This is a genomic window from Undibacterium sp. FT79W, from assembly GCF_014284215.1.
Classification (GTDB): Bacteria; Pseudomonadota; Gammaproteobacteria; order Burkholderiales; family Burkholderiaceae_D; genus Undibacterium; species Undibacterium aquatile.
The window spans coordinates 1-21,889 of the sequence record NZ_JACOGB010000014.1; the positions used below are offsets into that span (position 1 = coordinate 1).

The 21,889-nt window shown below is 53.5% G+C and carries 17 protein-coding genes; 8 read left to right on the top strand and 9 right to left on the bottom strand.

The window, feature by feature from the left end; translation table 11 throughout:
* Positions 1–108 precede the first annotated feature (108 nt).
* From H8K38_RS17925 to H8K38_RS17940, 4 genes are all read right to left on the bottom strand, one after another.
* A complete protein-coding gene (locus tag H8K38_RS17925) occupies positions 109–807 on the bottom strand; it encodes an adenylate/guanylate cyclase domain-containing protein (RefSeq protein WP_186886219.1) in 699 nt (232 codons plus the stop codon).
* 22 nt (positions 808–829) lie between these two features.
* Positions 830–1,372, bottom strand: coding sequence for a hypothetical protein (locus tag H8K38_RS17930; RefSeq protein WP_186886220.1), 543 nt, complete (start codon positions 1,370–1,372; stop codon positions 830–832).
* A gap of 47 nt (positions 1,373–1,419) precedes the next feature.
* Positions 1,420–4,398 (bottom strand): Tn3 family transposase, encoded by a 2,979-nt coding sequence (locus tag H8K38_RS17935; protein WP_186886221.1) that lies wholly within the window; start codon positions 4,396–4,398, stop codon positions 1,420–1,422.
* 267 nt (positions 4,399–4,665) lie between these two features.
* Positions 4,666–5,022: a hypothetical protein gene (locus H8K38_RS17940; protein ID WP_186886222.1), complete on the bottom strand. Its 357-nt coding sequence runs from the start codon at positions 5,020–5,022 to the stop codon at positions 4,666–4,668.
* A 313-nt stretch (positions 5,023–5,335) separates the two neighbouring features.
* Here H8K38_RS17940 and H8K38_RS17945 point away from each other — a divergent pair, with 313 nt between their 5' ends.
* The 7 genes from H8K38_RS17945 to H8K38_RS18760 all read left to right on the top strand — a co-directional run bounded on the left by H8K38_RS17945 (position 5,336) and on the right by H8K38_RS18760 (position 14,244).
* On the top strand, positions 5,336–5,563 hold the full coding sequence (locus H8K38_RS17945; protein ID WP_186886223.1) for a hypothetical protein: 228 nt from the start codon (positions 5,336–5,338) through the stop codon (positions 5,561–5,563).
* Between the two features lie 452 nt (positions 5,564–6,015).
* Complete coding sequence (locus H8K38_RS17950; protein WP_186886233.1) at positions 6,016–7,146, top strand: MFS transporter; 1,131 nt, start codon at positions 6,016–6,018, stop codon at positions 7,144–7,146.
* A gap of 146 nt (positions 7,147–7,292) precedes the next feature.
* The gene (locus H8K38_RS17955) at positions 7,293–7,646 is read left to right on the top strand and encodes a hypothetical protein (RefSeq protein ID WP_186886224.1); all 354 of its coding nucleotides are present in this window, start codon (positions 7,293–7,295) and stop codon (positions 7,644–7,646) included.
* Between the two features lie 75 nt (positions 7,647–7,721).
* Positions 7,722–9,071 (top strand): TolC family protein, encoded by a 1,350-nt coding sequence (locus H8K38_RS17960; RefSeq protein WP_186886225.1) that lies wholly within the window; start codon positions 7,722–7,724, stop codon positions 9,069–9,071.
* An 8-nt stretch (positions 9,072–9,079) separates the two neighbouring features.
* Positions 9,080–10,342: an efflux RND transporter periplasmic adaptor subunit gene (locus tag H8K38_RS17965; RefSeq protein ID WP_186886226.1), complete on the top strand. Its 1,263-nt coding sequence runs from the start codon at positions 9,080–9,082 to the stop codon at positions 10,340–10,342.
* A gap of 14 nt (positions 10,343–10,356) precedes the next feature.
* Positions 10,357–13,533 (top strand): efflux RND transporter permease subunit, encoded by a 3,177-nt coding sequence (locus H8K38_RS17970; RefSeq protein WP_186886227.1) that lies wholly within the window; start codon positions 10,357–10,359, stop codon positions 13,531–13,533.
* A gap of 114 nt (positions 13,534–13,647) precedes the next feature.
* Positions 13,648–14,244: a flagellar basal body protein gene (locus H8K38_RS18760; protein WP_186886228.1), complete on the top strand. Its 597-nt coding sequence runs from the start codon at positions 13,648–13,650 to the stop codon at positions 14,242–14,244.
* A gap of 299 nt (positions 14,245–14,543) precedes the next feature.
* On the opposite strand, the gene H8K38_RS17980 is transcribed toward H8K38_RS18760, so the two are convergent.
* The 5 genes from H8K38_RS17980 to H8K38_RS18000 form a co-directional block, all read right to left on the bottom strand.
* On the bottom strand, positions 14,544–15,158 hold the full coding sequence (locus tag H8K38_RS17980) for an HAD family hydrolase (RefSeq protein ID WP_186886229.1): 615 nt from the start codon (positions 15,156–15,158) through the stop codon (positions 14,544–14,546).
* Positions 15,159–15,168: 10 nt separating this feature from the next.
* On the bottom strand, positions 15,169–16,014 hold the full coding sequence (locus H8K38_RS17985) for a hypothetical protein (protein WP_255423074.1): 846 nt from the start codon (positions 16,012–16,014) through the stop codon (positions 15,169–15,171).
* 3 nt (positions 16,015–16,017) lie between these two features.
* Positions 16,018–17,703 (bottom strand): hypothetical protein, encoded by a 1,686-nt coding sequence (locus tag H8K38_RS17990; protein WP_186861712.1) that lies wholly within the window; start codon positions 17,701–17,703, stop codon positions 16,018–16,020.
* A 53-nt stretch (positions 17,704–17,756) separates the two neighbouring features.
* A complete protein-coding gene (locus H8K38_RS17995; protein WP_186886230.1) occupies positions 17,757–19,019 on the bottom strand; it encodes an N-6 DNA methylase in 1,263 nt (420 codons plus the stop codon).
* A 93-nt stretch (positions 19,020–19,112) separates the two neighbouring features.
* Positions 19,113–20,150: a DNA-binding protein gene (locus tag H8K38_RS18000; protein WP_186886231.1), complete on the bottom strand. Its 1,038-nt coding sequence runs from the start codon at positions 20,148–20,150 to the stop codon at positions 19,113–19,115.
* A 184-nt stretch (positions 20,151–20,334) separates the two neighbouring features.
* Here H8K38_RS18000 and H8K38_RS18005 point away from each other — a divergent pair, with 184 nt between their 5' ends.
* A complete protein-coding gene (locus tag H8K38_RS18005) occupies positions 20,335–21,348 on the top strand; it encodes a site-specific integrase (protein WP_186886232.1) in 1,014 nt (337 codons plus the stop codon).
* Positions 21,349–21,889: the final 541 nt, after the last annotated feature.

Sequence of the window (21,889 nt, forward strand, 5' to 3'; positions counted from 1 at the left end):
GAGGGTCGGCCGGGATTCCTTAAAATTCCGCAGAAACTGGCTTAACTATATGATTTAATTCGGGAATTTCTATTTTTTGCCGCAGCAACTTCGTTCCCAGCTACCCTGCTACAAGACTATCTGGCCCCATGTGGTCCGATAGACGATACTGTTATCGAATGTGTTCCATGTTGCTGGTTCCCAGATAGCAGCCCCTACCTCAGAATATTTAAAAAAATCTGGGACTTGGTCAAATACGGCTTTTGTAACGTAAGTCTGATAGGTGTCCGGAAGTGCTGCTAACTTTGCAGCGTGATTTGCAGCTCGCCCAACCCAGACCAGATCGTTGGCCCCGCGCACGCCGGTGCGCGCCACGAATAAGTCGCTGGTATCGACCCCGATCACGTGTTTCAACGTGTAATTGGTAGTGTTGTATTGCACCGCCATCGTTGGGGCAATCACATTTTTGACCACAAAGTTGATTTGCATCGCAGCTCGTATGGCCGCAACATTCTTCCCATGCCCCAGAAAAACAGCCATGACGCGATCGCCGTCATACGCTGTGATTTCACCACCCTCATTGACGATGATTTTTGCCGCACAGTGCAGAAAAGTCTTATAAACCTCGGCCGCAAATGCGGGTATATGTCTGTCTACAAGCAACGTAGAATCGGCCAAGTCGGCATAGAGAACGGTTGCATTGAGCTTGACGGCGTCGTTGCCGAGGCCAACATCTGCATTGGCCGGTACCACTTGGCCATCGCGCGTAGTCCAGATCTCGCGAAAGATTTTGGCGACTTGTGCGTGTAAATCGTCTCGTAACGCCAAGGGAACTCCTTAAAAGTTCGGATCAGAAATCAGCAAATTTAGCCAGCAGTGCCAGTGCGGTCAGCGCTAAACCGCCGACCAAAAGCCACCCTGCACGCTCCACCCAGTTAGATTTAATTTTTAACCCGTGGCTGATGGTGTAGTGCTGCTCCAGCACCTCGTGGCACAGTTTTGTGGGGCTAAGCGCCAGGACGTCCTCAATAAATTTGTTTTCGTGGCCCTTAGGATAATATTCTGCCACGTAACCGTAAAACGAAATCGGTTTGAAATCGTTGATGTAGAGGGACTCAGCACCAAAAATCTGGGCAAGCGAGCCGCGCGGGATAACCGTTAATAAGGAAAAGAGCAAGGATAAGATGGCCAGTGACGAAGCAGTCAAGGCGAACCCTTTCGACCACGGGCCACACTCTAGCAAGCGTGCGCCAGTCCAGATAAACGCCAGCAAAGCCGCATTCAACGCCGACAGGAATCCAGCCTTTGTATCCATAACGGAGACCCATTTGCGCGAAGTTTCGGCGATGGCGACGTACATTTTTAAACGGTCTTCATCTTTCCATTCGTCCACTTTTTCCCCTTTTCTTGATTCGCGGTGCAGACTGCCGCCCGCGCTGGCTAGTGCCGCCTAAAGTCTATCTTGTAATCGATCGGCGCACCTTTTTTATTCAGATCGAGCGTGTAATCACCGTATCGATTGATATGGCTGAAACGGTAAGGCGACAATCCCTTCAGTACGTCCTCGTCGACTGGATAGCCTTTGGATTGCATGTCCTTCAATTTACGGGACATCCATTGGACATTATTGAGGATCACCATATTGGCGACCAGATGATTGTATTTGATCACCTTGCGCTGCTCATGGCGGATATTTTCCGCGATAATGCCATCGCCGCCAAAGAATAGCCATTTCGTGAAATTATTGAACTCCTCGCTCTTATTGGTAGCTGCATGGATAGTGCGTCTGAGTTCTACGTCGTTGATGTACTTGAGCAAAAACTGCGTTCTGATGACGCGCCCAAGCTCACGAAAGGCGAAATACAATTTGTTCTTGCGGCTATAGGTACCAAGTCGCCTCAATATCATGGAAGGTGTGATTTTACCGGCCTTGATCGAGATAGCGACACGCAGCATGTCAGGATAATGCAATTCGATCAGTTCCCAATCGATATTACCGCGGAACAGGCCGTTAATGTGGGGATACTGCTCTTGTTTGTCCGGCCGGAAGAACGTAAGTTCCTTAATATTCCGGATCCGTGGCATCAGGTTGATTCCTAGCAGATAGGCCAAGCCGAATACCGGAGCACTTTGCGCCTGCGTATCGCCGTGGACTGTATCAGGTTGGATATCGGATTCGTTCTTGATCAGGCCGTCTAAGATATGCACTGCTTCGTAGACACCACACGGAATGAAGTGACTGAACAGAGCAATGTACATGTCGGACACGTGGTAGTAACCAATGCCACCATACCCGCCATAGCGGATATGATATTCCGACAGCAAGTTTTGCTCGTACACGTTCCATTTGGTGCCGTCAGCCGATACACTCTTTCCAGTGCCCCAGTAGCGCGGCAAGGCGAAACGATTGTAAGAGTTGATAACTTTGACCAAAGCCTTCTCCAGCCGCTCCTCCGTCACATGGCGCAAATTTAGCCACGCGACCTGTTTTCGGCTCAAGCCCTTCAAGGAACGGGCAGTTTGCGTCGGCCCCAGGTTGCAGCCGTAACAGAAAAGTGTTGAGATGAAGCGCTTGCGTGGGTCGTCAATCTTTGACTCGAACCCGGACAGCGGGCCAAAAATGCTATGCAGATCCAGCCATTGCTCGGTCTCGGTCAAAATATCCAGGATACTCGCCGGCTCCATATGCTCAGTAATGGCCTGGTCAATGACTTCCAGGTTTGGAGGCGGTTGCTGACGCTCGGTGCGGCGGATGATCAAGCCAGACTCAGAAAAATCCACGTGCTCGTTGTCTGGGAAGCGCTCATCTACCTGGCGGGCAATCTCGCTCAAGTCGTCACGTAATTTATCGACGAATTTTTCTGAGTCCATCGGCAGGTCCACTAACTTGCCATAGTTCATGATCTCCTTGCGGCACTCCTCCCAACTAATAAGGTGTACGCGATAGTCGTCATATTGGTCACTGTGCTCAACATACACGTCGCCGGACTTAAGCTCTTGCATAATCTGAGAAAACACACAGAGCTCGAAATATTTCCGATGAATGATCTTGTCAGCACCTGACGGCTGTTCTTTGCCAACAATCAGGCGTTGCCACTTCTCCGAAATCCAGTCCAGCGATGCGATGTCCAACTCGTCGGCGTTCACCAAGACATATTCACGATGGCTTGACCGGAACTGGCGCATCCATTGCAATGCCCGCAACAGCGATTCGTCTTGTGAGCTAGACTTCAAGGCCAATACATCCAGGCATTGAAATAACAGCGCCCGCTTGGCGCGATATGGCTGCAATATGAAGGGATAATAGTTATTGCCTGCATAGGCCATGTGTTCGTCGCAACGAATAATCCAGGGCTCGGGATCGCCATCCAGCACTTGCTCTATTAGTGCCAGGCGCTCCTTGTCAGGCGCCTCATTTTGCAACGCAGTCAGCACATCTCGAAACTGGCTGATGAGGCGTTCTGTTTGTTCGGCGTGCTGCAGCCGGTACTCACGTAGCCTATCTTCTGCGACGTGATGCATGTTGCGCACCGCCTTAACGAATATTTCGGCGATATCATCCATCGCCTTTTGCAACTGGGCTTGGATGAGCAATACCGTGAGCGAATAGCGTTTGGCAGGCTTGAGTTCGAGCATTTCAGAAATATCCAGTGCTCTGGCCTCGGTAACCAACTGCGTGCGTTTCGGGACTGATAGGAAGTCGCCGGCTGGAAGGCCCTCGCCCAACATCGTTAGGTCCTGGATATGCTGCAGGAAGCTTGCGATCTCTCGCACACCGGGTTGTTTTGGTTCGCGCTTTAATCGATCCCACCGAGTACGAGCCCCTCTATGGGAAAGCAACTCGTCAATCCGGAAGCGTTGTTCCTCGGAGAGTTCGCCAGCTAGGCGCTTGTATACCTGGTCGTTGTAGGTTTTGCGCATCCGGGTGGCAACGCGCAGTAGAAACGCGAAGCTGGGCAGTTCAAAGCGATGGTGCGCCAACTCTTCGATCATCACATTGATAATATCGGATAATTCTTGCTTGGTATGCGCGGCCTGTAGAGCGATGCGATCCATCCACTCGTGGTCGGTCACTTCAAACTGCCGGATATCGACGTAGGTTCGCAGGAATTTCTGATGCAGCCATTTACTGCCTGATTGCTCGTATTTGACAACGGCGCGTTTCAAGATCGGACGGACGCCTAGGTGATTGCAAACATGCTCAATAATTGGCGCAGGTATCTCGGTCGCGGGAATAAAGTTTCCGAGGCGCTGCAGCAGTTTTAAGAGAATCAACAGCATCGCGCGGGTTGGCGCCTGACGGTACCGTTCAGAGACAAAGGCAATCTCTGCCGGTGTGGGCGTAAATAACGTTAACAGCTCCCGCTCTGTAATCTCAGCATTAAGACGCGGATAGGCCGTTTCATGCAAGCTGCTCACTACATTTCCCCTTTATCGGCAATGTGTTGAATTTTGCTAGACAAGAACATTGCACCAAAGATAAGTTTCCTGTCAATAAAGAAATGATCCCAAGGTGATACTGAGCAACTAAACTCAGATCGAGCTACTCCCAGCCATGCAATTTGGGGGGCGGTGCGGCAGTGAGCCCGCTACGATGATCAGCAGAATGGAAGCCAAGATGCACCTCAGGAACACCTTTATCAGGCGTACCCGCCTTTTTCTTCAGCGGGAATGAAGCACGGCCACTCAGGCTGGCGCCTGAAAGACTGATGTTGCGACTTTTAAGGGCTCTATCGTCTTGATAAAGTGAAGTACCCAGTCGGGCATCAGTAACTCTCTCAGCTCAGTCAGAAAACTCAGCGGTATCTCTGGCCTTGATGTTGGCAGCAGGAAAGCCCGACTGGAAACCGCCTCAAAAACAGCAAGCCCCTGTATCGTCATGCAGAGAGAAAATTCTGGGTTCTGCACACTGGAGGCCAGCGTTTCAGATTGAAATTGACTACCTTCCAGGCACACCAATTCCGCCAATGAGCGAACATGGTCGCGCGCACGATCGAGTGCAAGCGTTGTCTTTAGTGCGGTCGAGGCGGATGTGATGCCCATGCCAGGTCCTATATAGGAAGATTTTCCAATCGAGAAAAATTGCGCCACCCCGCCTTTACGGGCTTGATGAATTCGCTGGGCAGATAGAGGCGTGTCCGCATGAATCCCTTTCACGCGGAACTGATCAAAATACCTTGGCCAACTCCGGGCGACGGTGTGCAGTAAGTCTGGATCGGCAAAGCCGTCTCCTTTGGGATGCGGTAACACATCGACGAAGGCGACGGCATCGCCTCCTACTATGCAAAAAAGAATCCAGTCGGCTGGTTGAGAGAAAAACTCCCCCCCGAGGGATCGGCTCGTCGCTGAGGTGAAAGTGCAAAATATTCCAGTCGGCCCACAGAAAATCAGTCCTGAATTGACGCTTTGCACCGCTGACATCGTGATGTTTGATCAAACCTTTGCCCTGGTAGCAGTTGATGTCCTTGCCTTGACAAATCAATCTTTCCAAATTCTTGAGCGCCTTCCTGGCGCTTACCGGCAGGCGCTTGGGAAATTTATCCGAATACACTATCTTTCTCGGGATGAGGTCAACGTACCTTAACCGGAAATCGAGCCATCGAAGGAGTGGATTGTCCAGATGGGCCACCTCCCTGGCGTGCCGCAGAGAAAATAGGCCGACTAACTCCGTGGCCACGTCGTTCAAGTCTTGCTGAAACCTGTTTTCCAAAAAATTTTTATCTAGTTGGTAGATCATGTCTATTGTTTCGGGTCCGGGGCTGGCTTGACCCAATTCTAGGGGTCTTCACTACGTCTATGCAACCGACTTTAATTTGCCCAGCACAACGTCACACAATTTCAGTTCAAGGTCATTTAGTGCACTCTTCGTCTGGCCATCGCTCCAGGAAAAGCAGTTTAGTGCTGGGGTGATGTGCGTCATGGTTCATAATTGCAGTATCTTTACGCCGTGGAGGCATTCACTTGGGAAAACTCACTACAGCGAAGTCCACATTAGGTCAGATTCCCCCCGGCGTCTGGGTACTCGGCTTTGTCAGCATGCTGATGGACATTTCCTCGGAAATGATTCACAGCCTGCTACCCTTATTCATGGTCACGGCTTTGGGGGCCAGCGCTCTGGCAGTGGGCCTGGTGGAAGGATTGGCTGAATCCACGGCCTTGATCGTCAAAGTATTCTCCGGCTCACTCAGCGACTATCTCGGCAAGCGCAAAGGCTTGGCCATATTCGGCTACGCGATGGGTGCTCTTACCAAACCGCTGTTTGCCATAGCGTCCACGACCGGCGTCGTGTTGACCGCGCGCCTGCTGGACCGAGTCGGCAAAGGCATACGCGGGGCACCAAGGGATGCGCTGGTCGCGGACATCGCACCCGCGCATTTGCGTGGCGCCGCGTTTGGCTTGCGCCAGTCGATTGATACCGTCGGCGCCTTCCTTGGGCCGTTGCTCGCGGTCGGTTTGATGCTGTTATGGGCCAACGATTTCCGTGCAGTGTTTTGGGTCGCCGTGATTCCCGGTCTGATGGCGGTCGCGCTGCTGTGGTTCGGCGTGCGCGAACCAGAGCCCCGTCAGGATCACAAACGGACCAATCCGATACATCGCAGGAACCTGGCGAGGCTCGGGGCACCATATTGGCGGGTAGTCGGCGTCGGCGCGGTGTTCACGCTGGCCCGGTTCAGCGAAGCATTCCTGGTGCTGCGCGCGCAACAAGCTGGCATCCCCGTTGCCTTGGTGCCGCTGGTGATGGTGGCAATGAATCTGGTCTACGCGGTATCGGCGTACCCGTTCGGCAAGCTCTCCGACCGGATGAGCCATACCAGGCTGCTGGCGCTCGGCCTGGTTGTCCTGATTGCAGCCGATCTGGTCTTGGCAGCCAACGATCACTGGGGAGTTCTGTTGGCCGGCGTCGCACTGTGGGGCGTCCACATGGGTATGACACAAGGCTTATTGGCGACCATGGTTGCCGATACGGCTCCGGCCGACTTACGCGGTACCGCGTATGGATTCTTTAACCTGGTCAGTGGCATAGCCATGTTGCTGGCGAGCGTGTTGGCCGGCCTGTTATGGGATAGGCTTGGGGCGTCGTTCACGTTTTATGCAGGCGCTGCTTTTTGCGCGGTTGCCCTCGTCGGCCTGGGATGGTCGGCCAGTACCGCCGTTCCCAAACGGTAGACGGCTAACTCTGCGAAGACGGGTTGCTCCCGACCGACACAGTCGTAAAATGGGTCTGGTCAAGAAAAGTCGCCTGTTCGGAATCGGCGGATGCGTAGAATATTTTCAATTGATCAATTTTTTACGCATGTTATACTCCGTCAATCATGAAAATCTTCCGCATCGCCAATTACGTCCTTTTGCTGAGTTTTATCCTCAGTATTGGCGATTGGCCGTTTGTCGATGAGATTCTGGAAGAACAAGCGGCACTCCAGAGCATGATTAGCACCCTGGACACGGCCCAAGCAGATGCAGAATCCACGCGGTTGAAACAAGAGTCTCTCGTTAGCCATTCCTCAGGCAGCATCTACCAATCGTTGACGAATTTTGTCGACATGCCCCGACATAATTTAGTCGTCGCTGTTGCCAGCGAGCGCACCGCCTATTTCGCAGAGGAGCCATCCTTTGTGTCTGTAACTGCGATCCCCGCCGAACGTCCTCCGTCCCTTTCTTTGTCCTAGTTTCAAATTTTCCCGTGAATTGAGCGCATTGCGCTCGTATTGTCACGTCATTTTGAATTTCGACAGAGAATAACCATGTCCTTAGCATTTTTTCGGGACGCCCGACCTCTATTGGGGTCGTTGCGTCCATTGGTGTCGGCTGCCTGTAGCGTCTTAGCCGCGGCCACCGTCATCTTCGTTTCATTACCCTATGCCCGGGCAGCATCGTTTGCAGCTGCCCCCCAAGCACTTACCCCTAATGTCATTGAACCGGCGGCGCCACTGACTCTGACGGCGGCACTGAGGCTGGCATTGCAGGTGAATCCCGACCTGTCGGCGGCCAGGCAAGAGACCGCTGCAGCGGAGGGACAAGTCATGCAAGCCGGCGCCAGCCCCAATCCGGACTTGTCACTCCAGGTTGAAGACCTGCGCAAGGATACGCGCACTACGACGCTCCAGATCAACCAGGCGCTGGAACTGGGCGGCAAGCGTAACGCCAGGATCACAGCGGCCGAACGCGGCCGGGACGCTGCACAGGCGGACCTGGCAGCCAAGCGCGCCGAAATCCGTGCCGCCGTCATTTCTGCATTTTTCGATGTCGTCGCCGCCCAGGAACGTCTGCGACTTAGCCAGGCGTCGCTCGAACTGGCGCAGCGCGCGACGACGGCCGCCGCCCACCGGGTCGCCGCAGGCAAGATCTCGCCGGTCGACGAAACCAAGGCGCGGGTGGCAGAAGCCACTGTGCGGTTGGAATTGAATCAAGCCAACGGTGAATTGACGACGGCACGCAAGCGCCTCACCGCTCTTTGGGGCAATCCATCGCCCAGGTTTGATCGTGCAGAAAGCCAATTTGAGGCACTCCCCGTATTGCCAGCCCTCACGGAACTGCAGGCGCGCGCCGGCCAGGCCCCCGCATTGATGCGGGCCCAGATAGAGGTCGAGCGGCGCGTCGCGCTGGCTCAGGTGGAACAGAGTAAGCGCACCCCCGACCTGACGCTCAGCGTCGGCGTCAAGCGGGCGGAAGATTTGGGCCGGAATCAGGCGGTACTAGGGGTATCGGTTCCGCTGCCGCTCTTTGACCGCAACCAAGGCAACTTGTTTGAAGCGTTACGGCGTACCGACAAGGCGCGCGACGAACTATCCGCATCCAGGCTAAGGGTGGATACCGACACCGCACAAGCCTACGAACGCTATGCGAACGCACGCCAGGAAGCGGAAGCCTTGCGCCAAGAGATTTTGCCAGGCGCGCAAATGGCCTATGACGCCGCCACCAAAGGTTTCGAATTCGGCAAGTTTGGCTTTCTTGACGTGTTGGACGCGCAACGCACCTATTTACAAGCCAAATCCCAATATGTGCGGGCACTCCTCGACGCCTATCATGCCGCTGCCGAGATCGACCGTATTTTGGGCGATGACTCCCTCATTGAACACTTCGTCGCACCGTGAGATTCCCTATGAAAACTAATCTGAATAAAAAACAGGCAATCGCGATTGCCGCCATTGTGGTTGTCACCGTCCTATTGGGCGCTCTAATTGTGGGAAGTAAGCAAATCGCAGTAGACGACGATGACGCGCCTGCCGCAGCAAAAACGACGAAAGAGTCCGTCGCTCCTGCCAACAGCGATAAGCCCAAAGGTCCGGGCCAGCAGGCTGACAATAAGTCGCCACAAAAATCCCCAGCCGACGACAATAAAATTGAACTAACCGAAGTCCAAATCAGGGCGGCCGCCATCTCGATTCTGAAGGCCGGACCGGTGCACATCAAAAATGTACTGACCTTACCCGGGGAAATCCATTTTAATGAAGATAAGACCGGCCATGTGGTGCCGCGCTTTGCCGGCGTGGTTCAGAGTGTGCCGGCCAGCTTGGGGCAGCAAGTGAAGAAGGGGCAAGTTCTGGCGGTGATCGCCAGCGTGGGATTGTCCGATTTGCGCAGCGAGTTACTGACCGCGCAGAAACGCCTGGCGCTAGCGGCTACCACCTACGAGCGCGAAAAAAAACTGTGGGAAGAAAAAATCTCTGCCGAACAAGATTACTTACAAGCGCAACAGGCGATGCGCGAAGCCCAGATCAGCGTTCACAATATCCAGCAAAAACTCAATGCCCTTGGGGTTACGCAGGACAATACGGGGTCACTTAACCTCTACGCCGTCCGGGCGCCATTTGACGGTATGCTGATTGAAAAACATATCACCTTAGGGGACGCGGTCAAGGAGGATGCCAACATCTTCACGATTTCCGATCTTTCCACCGTCTGGGCCGACAGCACGGTTCCCGCCAATAGCCTGAACCAGATTCGAGTAGGTCAATCAGTCACCGTCAAAGCGAGCGCTTTCGATGGCAAGGCCAGCGGCACTGTTTCCTATGTCAGTGCCCTCGTCGGCGACCAAACCAGAGCCGCCAAGGCCAGGGTCACCCTCGCCAATCCCAACATGGCGTGGCGGCCAGGCCTCTACGTCAGCATCGAAGTCACGGCAAGCGAGACTGGAGTACCGGTGGCCGTCTCGGCAGAGGCGGTGCAAGACATCAATGGCAAGCCGACCGTGTTTCTCAGGACGCCGCAAGGCTTTATCGCGCAACCGGTCACCCTTGGCAGAACGGATGGCCGGCTAACCGAGATTGTCAGCGGCCTCAAAGCCGGCAGCGCCTACGCCGGCAACGGCAGTTTCGTGCTGAAGGCCGATCTCGGTAAGAACACGGCTAAAGACAACGATTAAACGGAGACCCTATCATGTTTGAACGCATCCTCCGCTTCGCCGTTGAGCAGCGCTGGCTGGTCTTGCTGGCCGTCTTCGGTATGGCAGCCTTCGGCCTCTACAGCTATCAAAAATTACCGATTGACGCGGTGCCTGACATTACCAACGTCCAGGTCCAGATCAATACCGCGGCACCAGGCTATTCTCCGCTGGAGGTCGAGCAGCGGCTTACTTATCCGGTTGAGACTGCCATGGCTGGCTTGCCGCGCCTGGAGCAGACCAGGTCGACGTCGCGCTATGGGCTGTCCCAGGTCACGGTCATCTTCAAGGAAGGAACCGATATCTACTTCGCCCGGCAATTGATCAGCGAACGCCTTCAGCAAGCCAAAGACAGTCTGCCTGTAGGAGTGAACGCAGCGCTGGGCCCCATCTCGACCGGGCTCGGCGAGATCTATTACTGGACGGTGGAGGCGAAACAAGGCGCCAAGAAGCCGGATGGCACACCTTATAGCCCGACCGATCTGCGCGAGATCCAGGACTGGGTCATCAAGCCGCAGTTACGCAATGTTCCTGGCGTGACGGAAATCAATACGATAGGCGGTTACGTCAAGGAGTACCAGGTCGCTCCGAGCCTGGAGAAACTGGCCTCCTATGGCTTAACCTTGCAAGACATCGTGGTGGCGCTGGAGCGTAACAATACGAATGTCGGCGCCGGCTACATTGAAAGACGCGGGGAGCAGCTGCTGGTGCGCGCGCCGGGGCAAGTCCGGTCGCTGGACGAGATCGGCAACATTGCACTGGCTAACGTGCAGGGCGTGCCGATTCGGCTGCGGGATATCGGTACCATAGGACTGGGCCAGGAATTGCGCACCGGCGCCGCGACCGAAAACGGCCATGAAGTGGTATTGGGAACCGTCTTCATGCTGATGGGCGAGAATAGCCGTGCGGTATCCCAGGCAGTTGGCAAGAAACTGGCGGAGATCAATCGGACCCTGCCAGAGGGGGTCCATGCCGTGACGGTCTACGACCGCACCGTCTTGGTCGACAAAGCGATCAACACGGTCAAAAAGAACCTGCTGGAAGGCGCGGTGCTGGTCATCACAATTCTCTTTTTATTCCTGGGCAATATCCGCGCGGCGATCGTCACCGCCCTGGTGATTCCTTTGGCGATGCTGTTTACCTTCACCGGCATGGTGACGTACAAAGTCAGCGCCAATCTATTGAGCCTGGGTGCGCTGGATTTCGGCATCATCATTGACGGCGCGGTGGTGATTGTCGAAAACTGCGTGCGACACCTTGCGCACGCGCAGCAGACGAAAGGCGCAGCGTTGAGCCGCAGCGAGCGATTGCATCTGGTGTTTCAGGCGTCCACGGAGGCCCGCCGGCCGCTCCTGTTTGGGCAATTGATCATCATGATTGTCTATCTGCCGATCTTCGCGCTCGCTGGCGTGGAAGGCAAGATGTTTCATCCCATGGCCCTGACAGTCGTAATTGCCCTGGTCGGTGCCATGATCCTGTCGATCACCTTCATCCCGGCTGCGGTAGCGCTGCTGATCGGCGACAAGATCACTGAGACCGAAAACGTCCTGATGCGCAAGGCGAAACAGCTCTACCAGCCGTTGCTGACTAAAGGAATGCGGAACAAGCCGGTGGTGATCACGGCCGCGGTGGCACTCGTGTTGTTATCCGGTCTATTAACGACCCGATTGGGCAGCGAATTCGTGCCCAGCCTGAATGAAGGTGACTTTGCGCTGCTGGCGCTGCGCATCCCCGGCACTAACCTGACGCAGTCGGTCGCCATGCAGCAGAAGATTGAAGCGGCGCTGGTGCAGCAATTTCCGGAGATCGAGCGCGTCTTCACCCGGATCGGCACCTCGGAAATCGCGACGGACGCCCAGGGGCCGAATATTTCCGACGGCTTCGTCATGCTGAAGCCGGAAGGCCAGTGGCCCAAGCCCAGGAAGTCACGAGAAGAGCTGCTGGCGGCGATGTCTGCCGCAGTGGCCAAAATTCCGGGCAGCAACTATGAATTCTCGCAGCCGATTCAATTGCGTTTCAACGAATTGATTTCCGGCGTGCGCAGCGACGTCGCCGTCAAAGTATTTGGCGACGATATGGCCGTATTGAACGATACCGCCGACAAAATCGCCGCTGCGCTGCAAAAGACGCCCGGCGCCGCCGACGTCAAGGTGGAGCAGACGACCGGGCTGCCGATGCTGACGGTCGATATCGACCGCGGCAAAGCTGTCCGCTATGGTCTGAATATCGCCGACATACAAGACAGTATCACCACGGCGGTTGGGGGCAAAGAAGCCGGCATTCTGTTCCAGGGGGATCGCCGCTTCAATATCGTCGTGCGGCTGCCGGAGATTGCACGCACCGATCTGGAAGCGATCAGGCGATTGCCAATTGCGTTGCCGAAAGCGGCCAGCAACGACGGCAAAGCTTACTTTGTCCCACTCTCCGAAGTGGCCAGCTTGAGCTTGGCGCCGGGACCGAACCAGATCAGCCGGGAAGATGGCAAGCGTCTCGTGATCGTCAGCGCCAACGTGCGTGGCCGCGATATCGGTTCCTATGTTGCCGACGCCGAAAAGGCTTTGTCCCAGCAAGTCAACATCCCGGCCGGCTATTGGATCAAATGGGGCGGCCAATTCGAGCAATTACAGTCGGCCATCGAGCGGCTGAAGGTCGTTGTGCCAGTAGCGTTGCTCTTGGTGTTCACGCTGTTATTTATCATGTTCGGCAATATGAAGGATGGGCTGCTGGTGTTTAGCGGCATCCCGTTTGCGCTCACCGGCGGCATCCTGGCGCTCTGGTTGCGGGGGATACCGATCTCGATTTCCGCTGCGGTCGGTTTCATTGCGCTGTCGGGAGTCGCTGTGCTGAATGGCCTGGTGATGATCTCGTTTATCCGCACCCTGCGCGAGCAAGGTATGTCGTTGGATCAGGCGATCCATACCGGGGCGCTGACGCGACTACGACCTGTCTTGATGACCGCGTTGGTCGCGTCGCTGGGGTTCATCCCGATGGCGATTGCTACCGGTACCGGCGCCGAGGTGCAGCGACCATTAGCGACCGTGGTGATAGGCGGTATTTTGTCATCGACGGCGTTGACCTTACTGGTGTTGCCGCTGCTGTACCGACGCGCGTATCGGAGCGAGGCCGAAGAAGAGGATTTAATCGCTGAGCAATCCAGCAAAGTCACACAGTAAAAAATGCTCGGCCAGGCGCAGTTGCTCGGAGCGAGTAACTCGCCTGGCCAGGATAACTTGATGGTTGCAGTAAATAGACCTGTTTGATGGATTTGTCATTCAATGGAGACTTACATGGAACGCCTCTCAGGAACTCCCATTTTGCCTTTGAATAGCACCGTCTCTCCCGCAAAAGGAGAGCAGAAACCCTTAACGATTTCTAACGGAACGTTTTCAGAGGCCTTGGCTCGCGTCAAAGAGAAAGCTGCGACAACCATTGCCACACCGGCACCTCCGGTTGGAGTGCAGAATGTAAAAAACACGCCGCCGGCAACACCAGGATTGCAATCGCTGACTAATGCACCGCCCGCGCATTTTCAATTGTCCGGATCGCAAAACGAGGCCGGAGGCCACGCTTTCCACGAACGAGCATTAGCGCTTCGTGCTTATCGCCAGCAACTGCTGGCGTCAAACATCGCGAACGCCGACACGCCGGGCTACAAGGCAGTCGACATCGATATCCAAGAAGCACTTCGTACAGGAAAGACGGTCGAATCAGTCGAAGTCAAGTACGCCGTTCCAAGTCAAGGGAGTGTTGACGGCAACACCGTTGATATGGATGTGGAGCGCGTTAAATTTGCGGCAAATGCGCTGATGTATGAATATGAAGTGGACCGAGTGAAAGGACACCATAAGAAAATGGAGGATCTCTTAAAGGGCACTCCCTACTAAATAGCAAAAATGGTTCATTACAAGGAGGACGATGCCGAACCAATTACCCGCGAAGACCCGCGTCGGCGAATGGAATTTGTACGCCTTAAACCCTCATGGTCGCCGTGAGGGTTTATTTCAAGCAACATACCTTTGCCAATTAAAGCTCGTAGCGAAACCCCATGGACGCAGCCCAACGTGGAGGCAACTGAAACCCATTCCCTTTTTGACGGGCCGATTGCTGTAGGAAGTCAAGTATCTTGGCATGCTTAGTCACCGACACCGTCAAGCCTCGGCTGAGATAAACCAACGTTCCTCCGTTACGGCCTGCATCGGCGTTCGGCCCTAAGCCACCAGGTTGCGAATTCAGCAAGATCGGCATGTCGCGAATGGACCACCGCCTGGTCCTCTCCGATGTTCGGACTTCCATTCGGTTCGCGTAGCACGAGGGCGGAATGTATGTGGCTTGGGATACCTCGTAAATAGGGCAAGTAGTCGTCGACGAACGCTATCGGATGTAATTCCTGTAGTGCTGCGGCTTTAGGGCTCGTGTGGGTGCCTGTACTAGCGGTAGCTATGACGCGCTGAATTGGGAAGCCACAATCTCGCAAGTTTTGTAGGCGCGCGGCTTGGAACTGCGCTTCAATCGCGCTGACACAAACCAATTCATAGCCGGCATCGTGAAGTCGCAGACAGGCGTCGACCGCACCATTAATCGCGGGAATCGTTGACCAAAAATCCTGGTCGAAACTCGCTCGAAAATGAGCCAGTTCCTCTCCTACCAGTCGACGTACATTCCAGCGGTCGATAGGCCAATAGGCCTGAGGATCACGTATTGCCGGCATCACGTCAAATGCTTTGTTCCAGGCATATCGATAGGCTTCGTGGTAGTCGAGAAGTACGCCATCTGCGTCCAAGGCGATAATTGGTTTCATATGACGTATTCTATAACCTGTTCCCAGCGGCAAACAGTGCACGTTGCTTCAGGAATTGTTTGTAGATTTGGCTGGGTTGTGCCGAACGATTCGTACTTACTTTGTCAGAAAATAATTTGTAGTAACTCAAAAACAGAGGCTTATCTCGCACGTATTGAGTTGTCCAATTTGCCGCTGGAAGGCGAGAAAGCATCTCGTTGAACAAAAAATTATTCAATGTCTTTACCAACCCGGTCGAGATGGCAATCGTGTTTTGAAGAGCGACATAATCCAGCTTCAAGGGTTTTTCCAACAGCGATTTATGCCCAGTCAAACCTAGTGAAATAGCGTTGCTGACGCCTAATTTCCCGAACCGATGTACCGCGCAATGCCTTAACTGGCAGACTCGGGCGTAATCTTTGATAGCGGTATCCAAATCCGGTGGCAAATTTCCTTTTATTGCTAGCATCTCCCGAATTGCTTTCGTGATGTTTTCGCTACTCACGAATGAAATACGCTCTAACATTGCCTCGGGAAGCATGTCCTTTGGCAAATGGATAGCTGCGCCGTAAGACACGTCCCGCTCGTGTACGCTTTCCTGGCAAATTGAATCGAAAGCGATTAAGCGTCTGAATAAGGTGCGGAAATAACTTTCTACGGCGGCGATGACTCCTAGCAGAACCAACTGGCCTTGAAATGGATCGAAATTCGTTGGTTGCGGTGCAAGCCTATTAATTGCTTGCAGTCGGGTGAGAAATTCATCGATCGGTGAATCAGTGGATTCTTTATATTGCTGGTCAAAAAGCTGCTCGGTAATCAAAGGCGGATTGGCGGGCGAGACACTAAGTGTTAGGCGGCAGCGGAAAGTAGTAGCCATAGGTCAGGAAAGAAATTCGTTTACCGTCAGGGTTACTTTGCCAATAATTTCGCCGGCGCGCACAGGCCCTACATAACTTGCTTGTTGCAGATCCGCAGATGCATTCTGTGCCGCATAGACGTGCCCGACTGTCCGCAGCTTGGTCGACTGATGGATTCGCGCAATCAAGGTGTCGCTAATGCCGGGGACTTCCTCCAAAGGAAGCTTCATGCATTCTTCAAACAATGAAGAGCCAACCAGCTCTGTCCCGCAGTTGTGACAAAATCTTTGAGACTCATTGATGCGGGCAGTATTGCATGCCTGACATGGTGGCAGGTCCAGCTTCAGGCTTGCCAGTTCGTCGGGATCCAGCACAGTGGACAGAGTTCGCCTAATGGGCTGTTTCGCTAGCGGTCGCTGCATATATTGGGGTACATCTTTCGACGATGATCCTCTGCCTTCCCGAAAAACACCCTGCGCATGTAAAAAGGCGAGGTGGGGAATGAATCGATCATATTTTCTGTTGACGCCGTGAGACACCGCTTGCAGCGGATACAGCATGCCAACTTCGATTAAAAACCGTAGCATGCGCTCCGCTAGAGGATTTCGATCGCTGTCCTGCTTGAGCGCGAAAATAATATTGCGCGCGGACGGCTCAAGCCCTTTTGCAGCGGCAACGCTGGCAACGGCCCGTTCGAAAAATTTTCGACCGGTTGCAACCAGTGACGAAAACTGCTTAAGTTTAATTCCTAACGAATCGTATTCCGCACCAATCAGCTCTGTTTGGCGCTCAATAATCTTATTTATTTTTTGCTGCGATGTGCCGGCTTGAACGTCCAAGTATTCACGCAATAAGCGCAAGTAAGCCCTGGGTATGCCGAAGGCAGCAAATTTGAAAGATTCGAGTGTGTCCGAATTGATACCGGCGAGTTCGGTCGACGTAAGGCGGCGCGTTGCAATATCCCCCATAATCTGGGAATACTCGGCGTCTTCAACGGAAAGCCAAAGTGGAACCTCCTCCGATTCATGCGACGCATGGAATGTGGGGCCGTATTGTGTTGATCCAGGATAGACCGACGCCTTGGGTGCAACAAATTCAGTCTTGAGCAGACGGTATATCTCAAAAAAAGCAATCAGATACTGATCTGCTAAGCTGAGGGCCGCATCGTCAAGTAGTAGCACGACGCGCTTGCGCGAGAATTTCTTCCGTAATAAATCGACAGCGTCTAACACATGGTCAACGGTTAGGTTTTGACCATAAGTTTCATATTGCTCGGTACCGCTTCCGCGCTCCAGCAATGAAACAAGCTCCCGCAGCTTGATCTCGTCAAATAAAGGGTTCTTGCCGGTCAAAAATAACGAGGCCTCTTTTTTGTCACTGAGGAAATCGAAACAACTCAACAGCAGCTTGGCCACTACCCAGGAATGAAAGCGTTTCAGGGCATCGGGGGCTTTTTTTAGCAATGGTTCCAAATTGAGGTAGCGGCTAAAATTAGCATATAGCACGAGCGGTGCAGAGTCCGTTTGCATAGCATGCAAATAGGTGTACCGCATTACATGAGTTTTTCCGGTTCCCCGCGGCCCAACCAATAGCTTTGCTCCAGTGCTAAGAAGCTTTCGTCTCGCGTTTTTAAATATTTCCCCGTCAGCCAGGGTCGTGTCTATCAAGTTTAACGAAAGTTGATCTGCGCGCTCTTCAAATTCTGCCATTTAGAGTTAATCCTGAGTCAAAAAAGTATCATTTCTTTTTTTTTGGGGCAATATCAAACTGAAACGGGAAAAGTAAGCAAGTCAGCCTTTGACAACTGCTTTGCGCTGACGCCATAACAGCGGGATGCTAACCACGCTTGCCCATCAGATGAAATGAGTTGTTTAAGTATTTCTTGCTGAGCCTTTTCCGGAACTCTGATCCTATAGACGCAATCTGTTAAAACCGGATATCCACTGGCCACACCGAGAACCTTATGTTCCAGATTTCTGCCTACTCTCGCTAACAAAATGTCTCCCGGCTCCGCACAAACGATATGTCTATCCGTCGAAGCGTGGTATTGCGACTTTCCGAACTGCCGAAGGTCACACCATTCACCTGCGAGATCGACTGGCATATCGGTGGTGTGAAAAACAGGAAAATTAAATGCTCTAGTTTCTGAACTTGTCAGCGAACCTCGCTTGATGTCCAATGCAATGGAGCCAAGTGTGATGTGAGATTTTTTGGAAGAACGCGTTTTCCCTCTGTGCGCGTGATAATCAAAATCTAGGCGATCAATCGCTGCATCTACATCCACCAGGAGTTCGGAGCTCATATCGGAGCCGACATCAAATTTTTGGAGAGGGATTTGCTGGGTCGCTGCGCTGTCCTTGCTAATAACTAGGATATAAGCCTGAGCGTCGGTGCCTTGAAACGAATGCCGCGGCAATCGAATCGCCTTTCGGATAGCGTATCTTTGCAGGAGCTCTTGGCGGAACAGTCGATATTTTGATGCGGAAATCAGACTGTCCGGAACGATGATGCCCAATGTAGCGTTGGCGCTCATCAGGCGCAAGTTTTGAGCAAGGAAAAGCAACGCAGCGTCGACTTCAGATAAAACGGGCAGACAACCACTAAAGCCTGCATCTTCAACAATCTGAGCAAAACCTTTTCGCCATTTCGGAATGATAAAAGGAGGATTGCAAACTGCAGCATCGATTGAGTTAGCTCTCGCCGAGATGAGTTTCGGTAGTCGATCGCTTAGAGCGTCCGCATGAATGTGGCTGTGCTTGACACCGTGTGTAGACTTAAAAAGCTTTCGAAGGTGAGTGCGCGCCGCGGTGTCGACGTCTACGGTCAGTAGCTCGATATTTTTCCAACGCTGTAATGCTGCCCTCGATAATGTGCCGGCGCCAGCGCCCAGGTCAAGGACTCGATTTGGGGAAAGTCCTGCCATTTGATCAATCAAGAGGCCGCCAATATCCGTCTTGGTGTAGTAGCGCCCAAGGCTATCCGAGCCCTCATTTCGTTTGACAATTGCAGGTGCGATCTGAGTCATATGTATTGTTTAATTTGCATTGATTGTCAAGATGGTTTCGATGGCCGATTGATCATTGACCGCTGGCGGAAGCATTGTTGCTATTGTACCTATTTACTGCGAAGTGCCGATACCTTTTCCGGTGGCTTCTAGTGTGGCGCAACGCTGCAAGAGCTCGATCTTTTCCTGATTCAGGCGTTCTGACAGCAATTCGGACTTCGTCAACTGTTCCGAAAGCAGGTATGTTTCTCGCGTCCGAACAGCGAGAAGCTGTTCATTCGCTGCCAGAGTGTGCTGGCTGGAGGCTTCGCGCTCAGTCGCTATTTTGCACGTCGATGACATTACCTTTAACTCATGCGCCAAGACATCCCGTTCAGAGCGCAGCAGTACCACCTCATCGTTTATAGTGCTATTCAGTTCCTGCAAGCGGTCGTTTTCTGCGTTCAAATGCGAAATTTGCGTTTCCTGGACTGCGAGAGTCGACTGCTGCCCGAGCAATCTCTGGTGGCTGGCGGCGAGATCGAGCTCTAACCGTGCGGTACGATGTTCATAGGCCTGCTTTTCTTCGGTGCGCTGCGCGGCGGTCGCTTCCTGATAATGATCGAATTGAGCCCGTGCCAGCGTCAACTGTTGATTGAGTGCGGCGACTTCGGCCGACCTATCCGCCAAACGAAGCTGAAGCCCGGATCGGTCGCTTTCCAGTGTCGCCAGCGATACGCTCATTACTTGTTTTTCCGATTGAAACTTAGCGATTGCCTGATCTGCGTTTTTCACTTCTGCCGCGAGTGCATCGCTCCTTCGGGCCAGCGCCGTCTTTTCGTCCAGCAGGAGCTGTCCCTGTTTATGCATCGCTTGAAGCTCATCCCGATGGCGTTGCTGCGCCAATTCGATTTGTTGTCCCGCCTCAGCTTGCAGATGGTCGTAGACAGCTTTGACCGCCTGTATCAGCGTTGCAGGGAGGCCTGCAGTAGATGCCTCGACCTGTTCTTGGTGCTCCAGTTTCCAGTGCTTCAGCATCGGTGCGATGGTACTTTTGCTGCCGGTGCCGCCCATCGCTTCGCGCACATTGTCGACCGTGATCGATTTACCCTGTTCGACCAATAAAGATGCTGCTCTAACAACATCGGAATAGAGAATGCCTGCACGCGCCATAGTGAGCCTCGGATAAGATTATGTGTTACGTATTACGTAATATAACTATATATAATGAACTAATTAAATTCAAGAAAATCATAATTAACACACTCGATAAGGTTGTTTATCGCGTGTTATTTGGCTAAGGTTTGTGCTATGCTGAAAAATCACCATTACAAAACCCAATTCTGAGCGACATCCCATGCCAGAAAATACCATCCCGGAAATTACAAGCGCTCTAAGTCAATTGGGCAAGCCGCCACAATTGCGTAACGTCGGTACGCCTTCTACTGTGGAACTGCAGGAGCATGCCACATTGCTCGCGGCCGCCACATCCGACAATACGCGCCGCGCCTACCGCTCCGCTATCCAACACTTCCTGGCCTGGGGTGGGGCGCTGCCGGCGGATGAACCGGCCATCATCCACTACCTGCTGGCCCATGCGGCCGCGTTGAATCCCCGCACGCTGGCGCTGCGTCTGACGGCGCTGTCCCAGTGGCACGTGCATCAGGGCTTTCCGGATCCGGCATCGCTCCCGACGGTCCGTAAAACGTTGACCGGGATCTCCCGGGTCCACGGTAAGCCAAAAAAGAAGGCCAAAGCCCTGCCGGTGGAAGACCTGGAGCGCATCATCGTTGCGCTGGAGCAGTTCGACACCGTCAAAGCTAAACGCGATAGCGCGTTGCTGCAGATCGGTTTTTTTGGCGGATTCCGCCGTAGCGAGGTGGCGAGCCTGGAGGTGGAATTCATCAAATGGCAAGCGGAAGGCATCGCGATCACCTTGCCGCGCTCCAAAACGGACCAGGAGGGGGAAGGTATCGTGAAGGCTATCCCATATGGCGACGACGTCTGCTGCCCGGCAACCGCCCTCAGAACCTGGCTCGCCGCCGCCGGTATTACGTCCGGCCCGATCTTCCGCCGCGTCGATAAATGGGGCAAGATCGGTGCCGACGCATTGCATGAATCCAGCGTGAATACTATCTTGGCCGAGTGCGCCAGGCGAGCGCAGTTAGATTACGTGCCCGAGCTCAGCAGCCATAGCCTGCGCCGCGGCATGGCCACCAGTGCGCACCGCGCCGGCGCCGACTTCCGCGACATCAAGCGCCAGGGCGGCTGGCGCCATGACGGAACTGTGCAAGGCTACATTGAAGAAGCAAGCCAGTTCGAAGAGAATGCCGCTGGAAGCCTGTTGCGCCGCAATTCAAACAATAAATAGGCAATCGTAGAATCTAAAGCTGGACTATGACGACCTGATGGAGAGCCGGAAATGAAGCGAACCACGATAAAAAGAAAAGACCTACAGAAGTTAATCAGGGCCAAATATAAACAATACAAAGACCACAAAAATATCAAACTGGGTCGCGTATTCCATTTGGGCTACCTGGATGACGTCGGTTGCAATTGGAGTATTTCTATTGCCAGGGATGACGACTGGGAGGCGGCCGCTGATTTCATTCGGCCCTATATCGTTCAATTGCGCTACCGATACAGGCTGGCAAAATAATCAACGGGCCGAAAACAGGCGAGTCCCCGTTCACTAATCATCTTCGGGGCTCGCGGGTTGTTGTCTTGACCCAGTCAGATCGAGTTGATGCGAGACCTGATTGAATATGCATATCGAGACAAGATCGGACTGGACTAGGGAAGCAATAGCGAATCGTCCATTTAATTGGCGTTTAAAAAAGTCGAAATATCTCAATTAAATCAGTGAGTTAAATGCATTCCTGCGGAATTTTAAGGAATCCCGGCCGACCCTC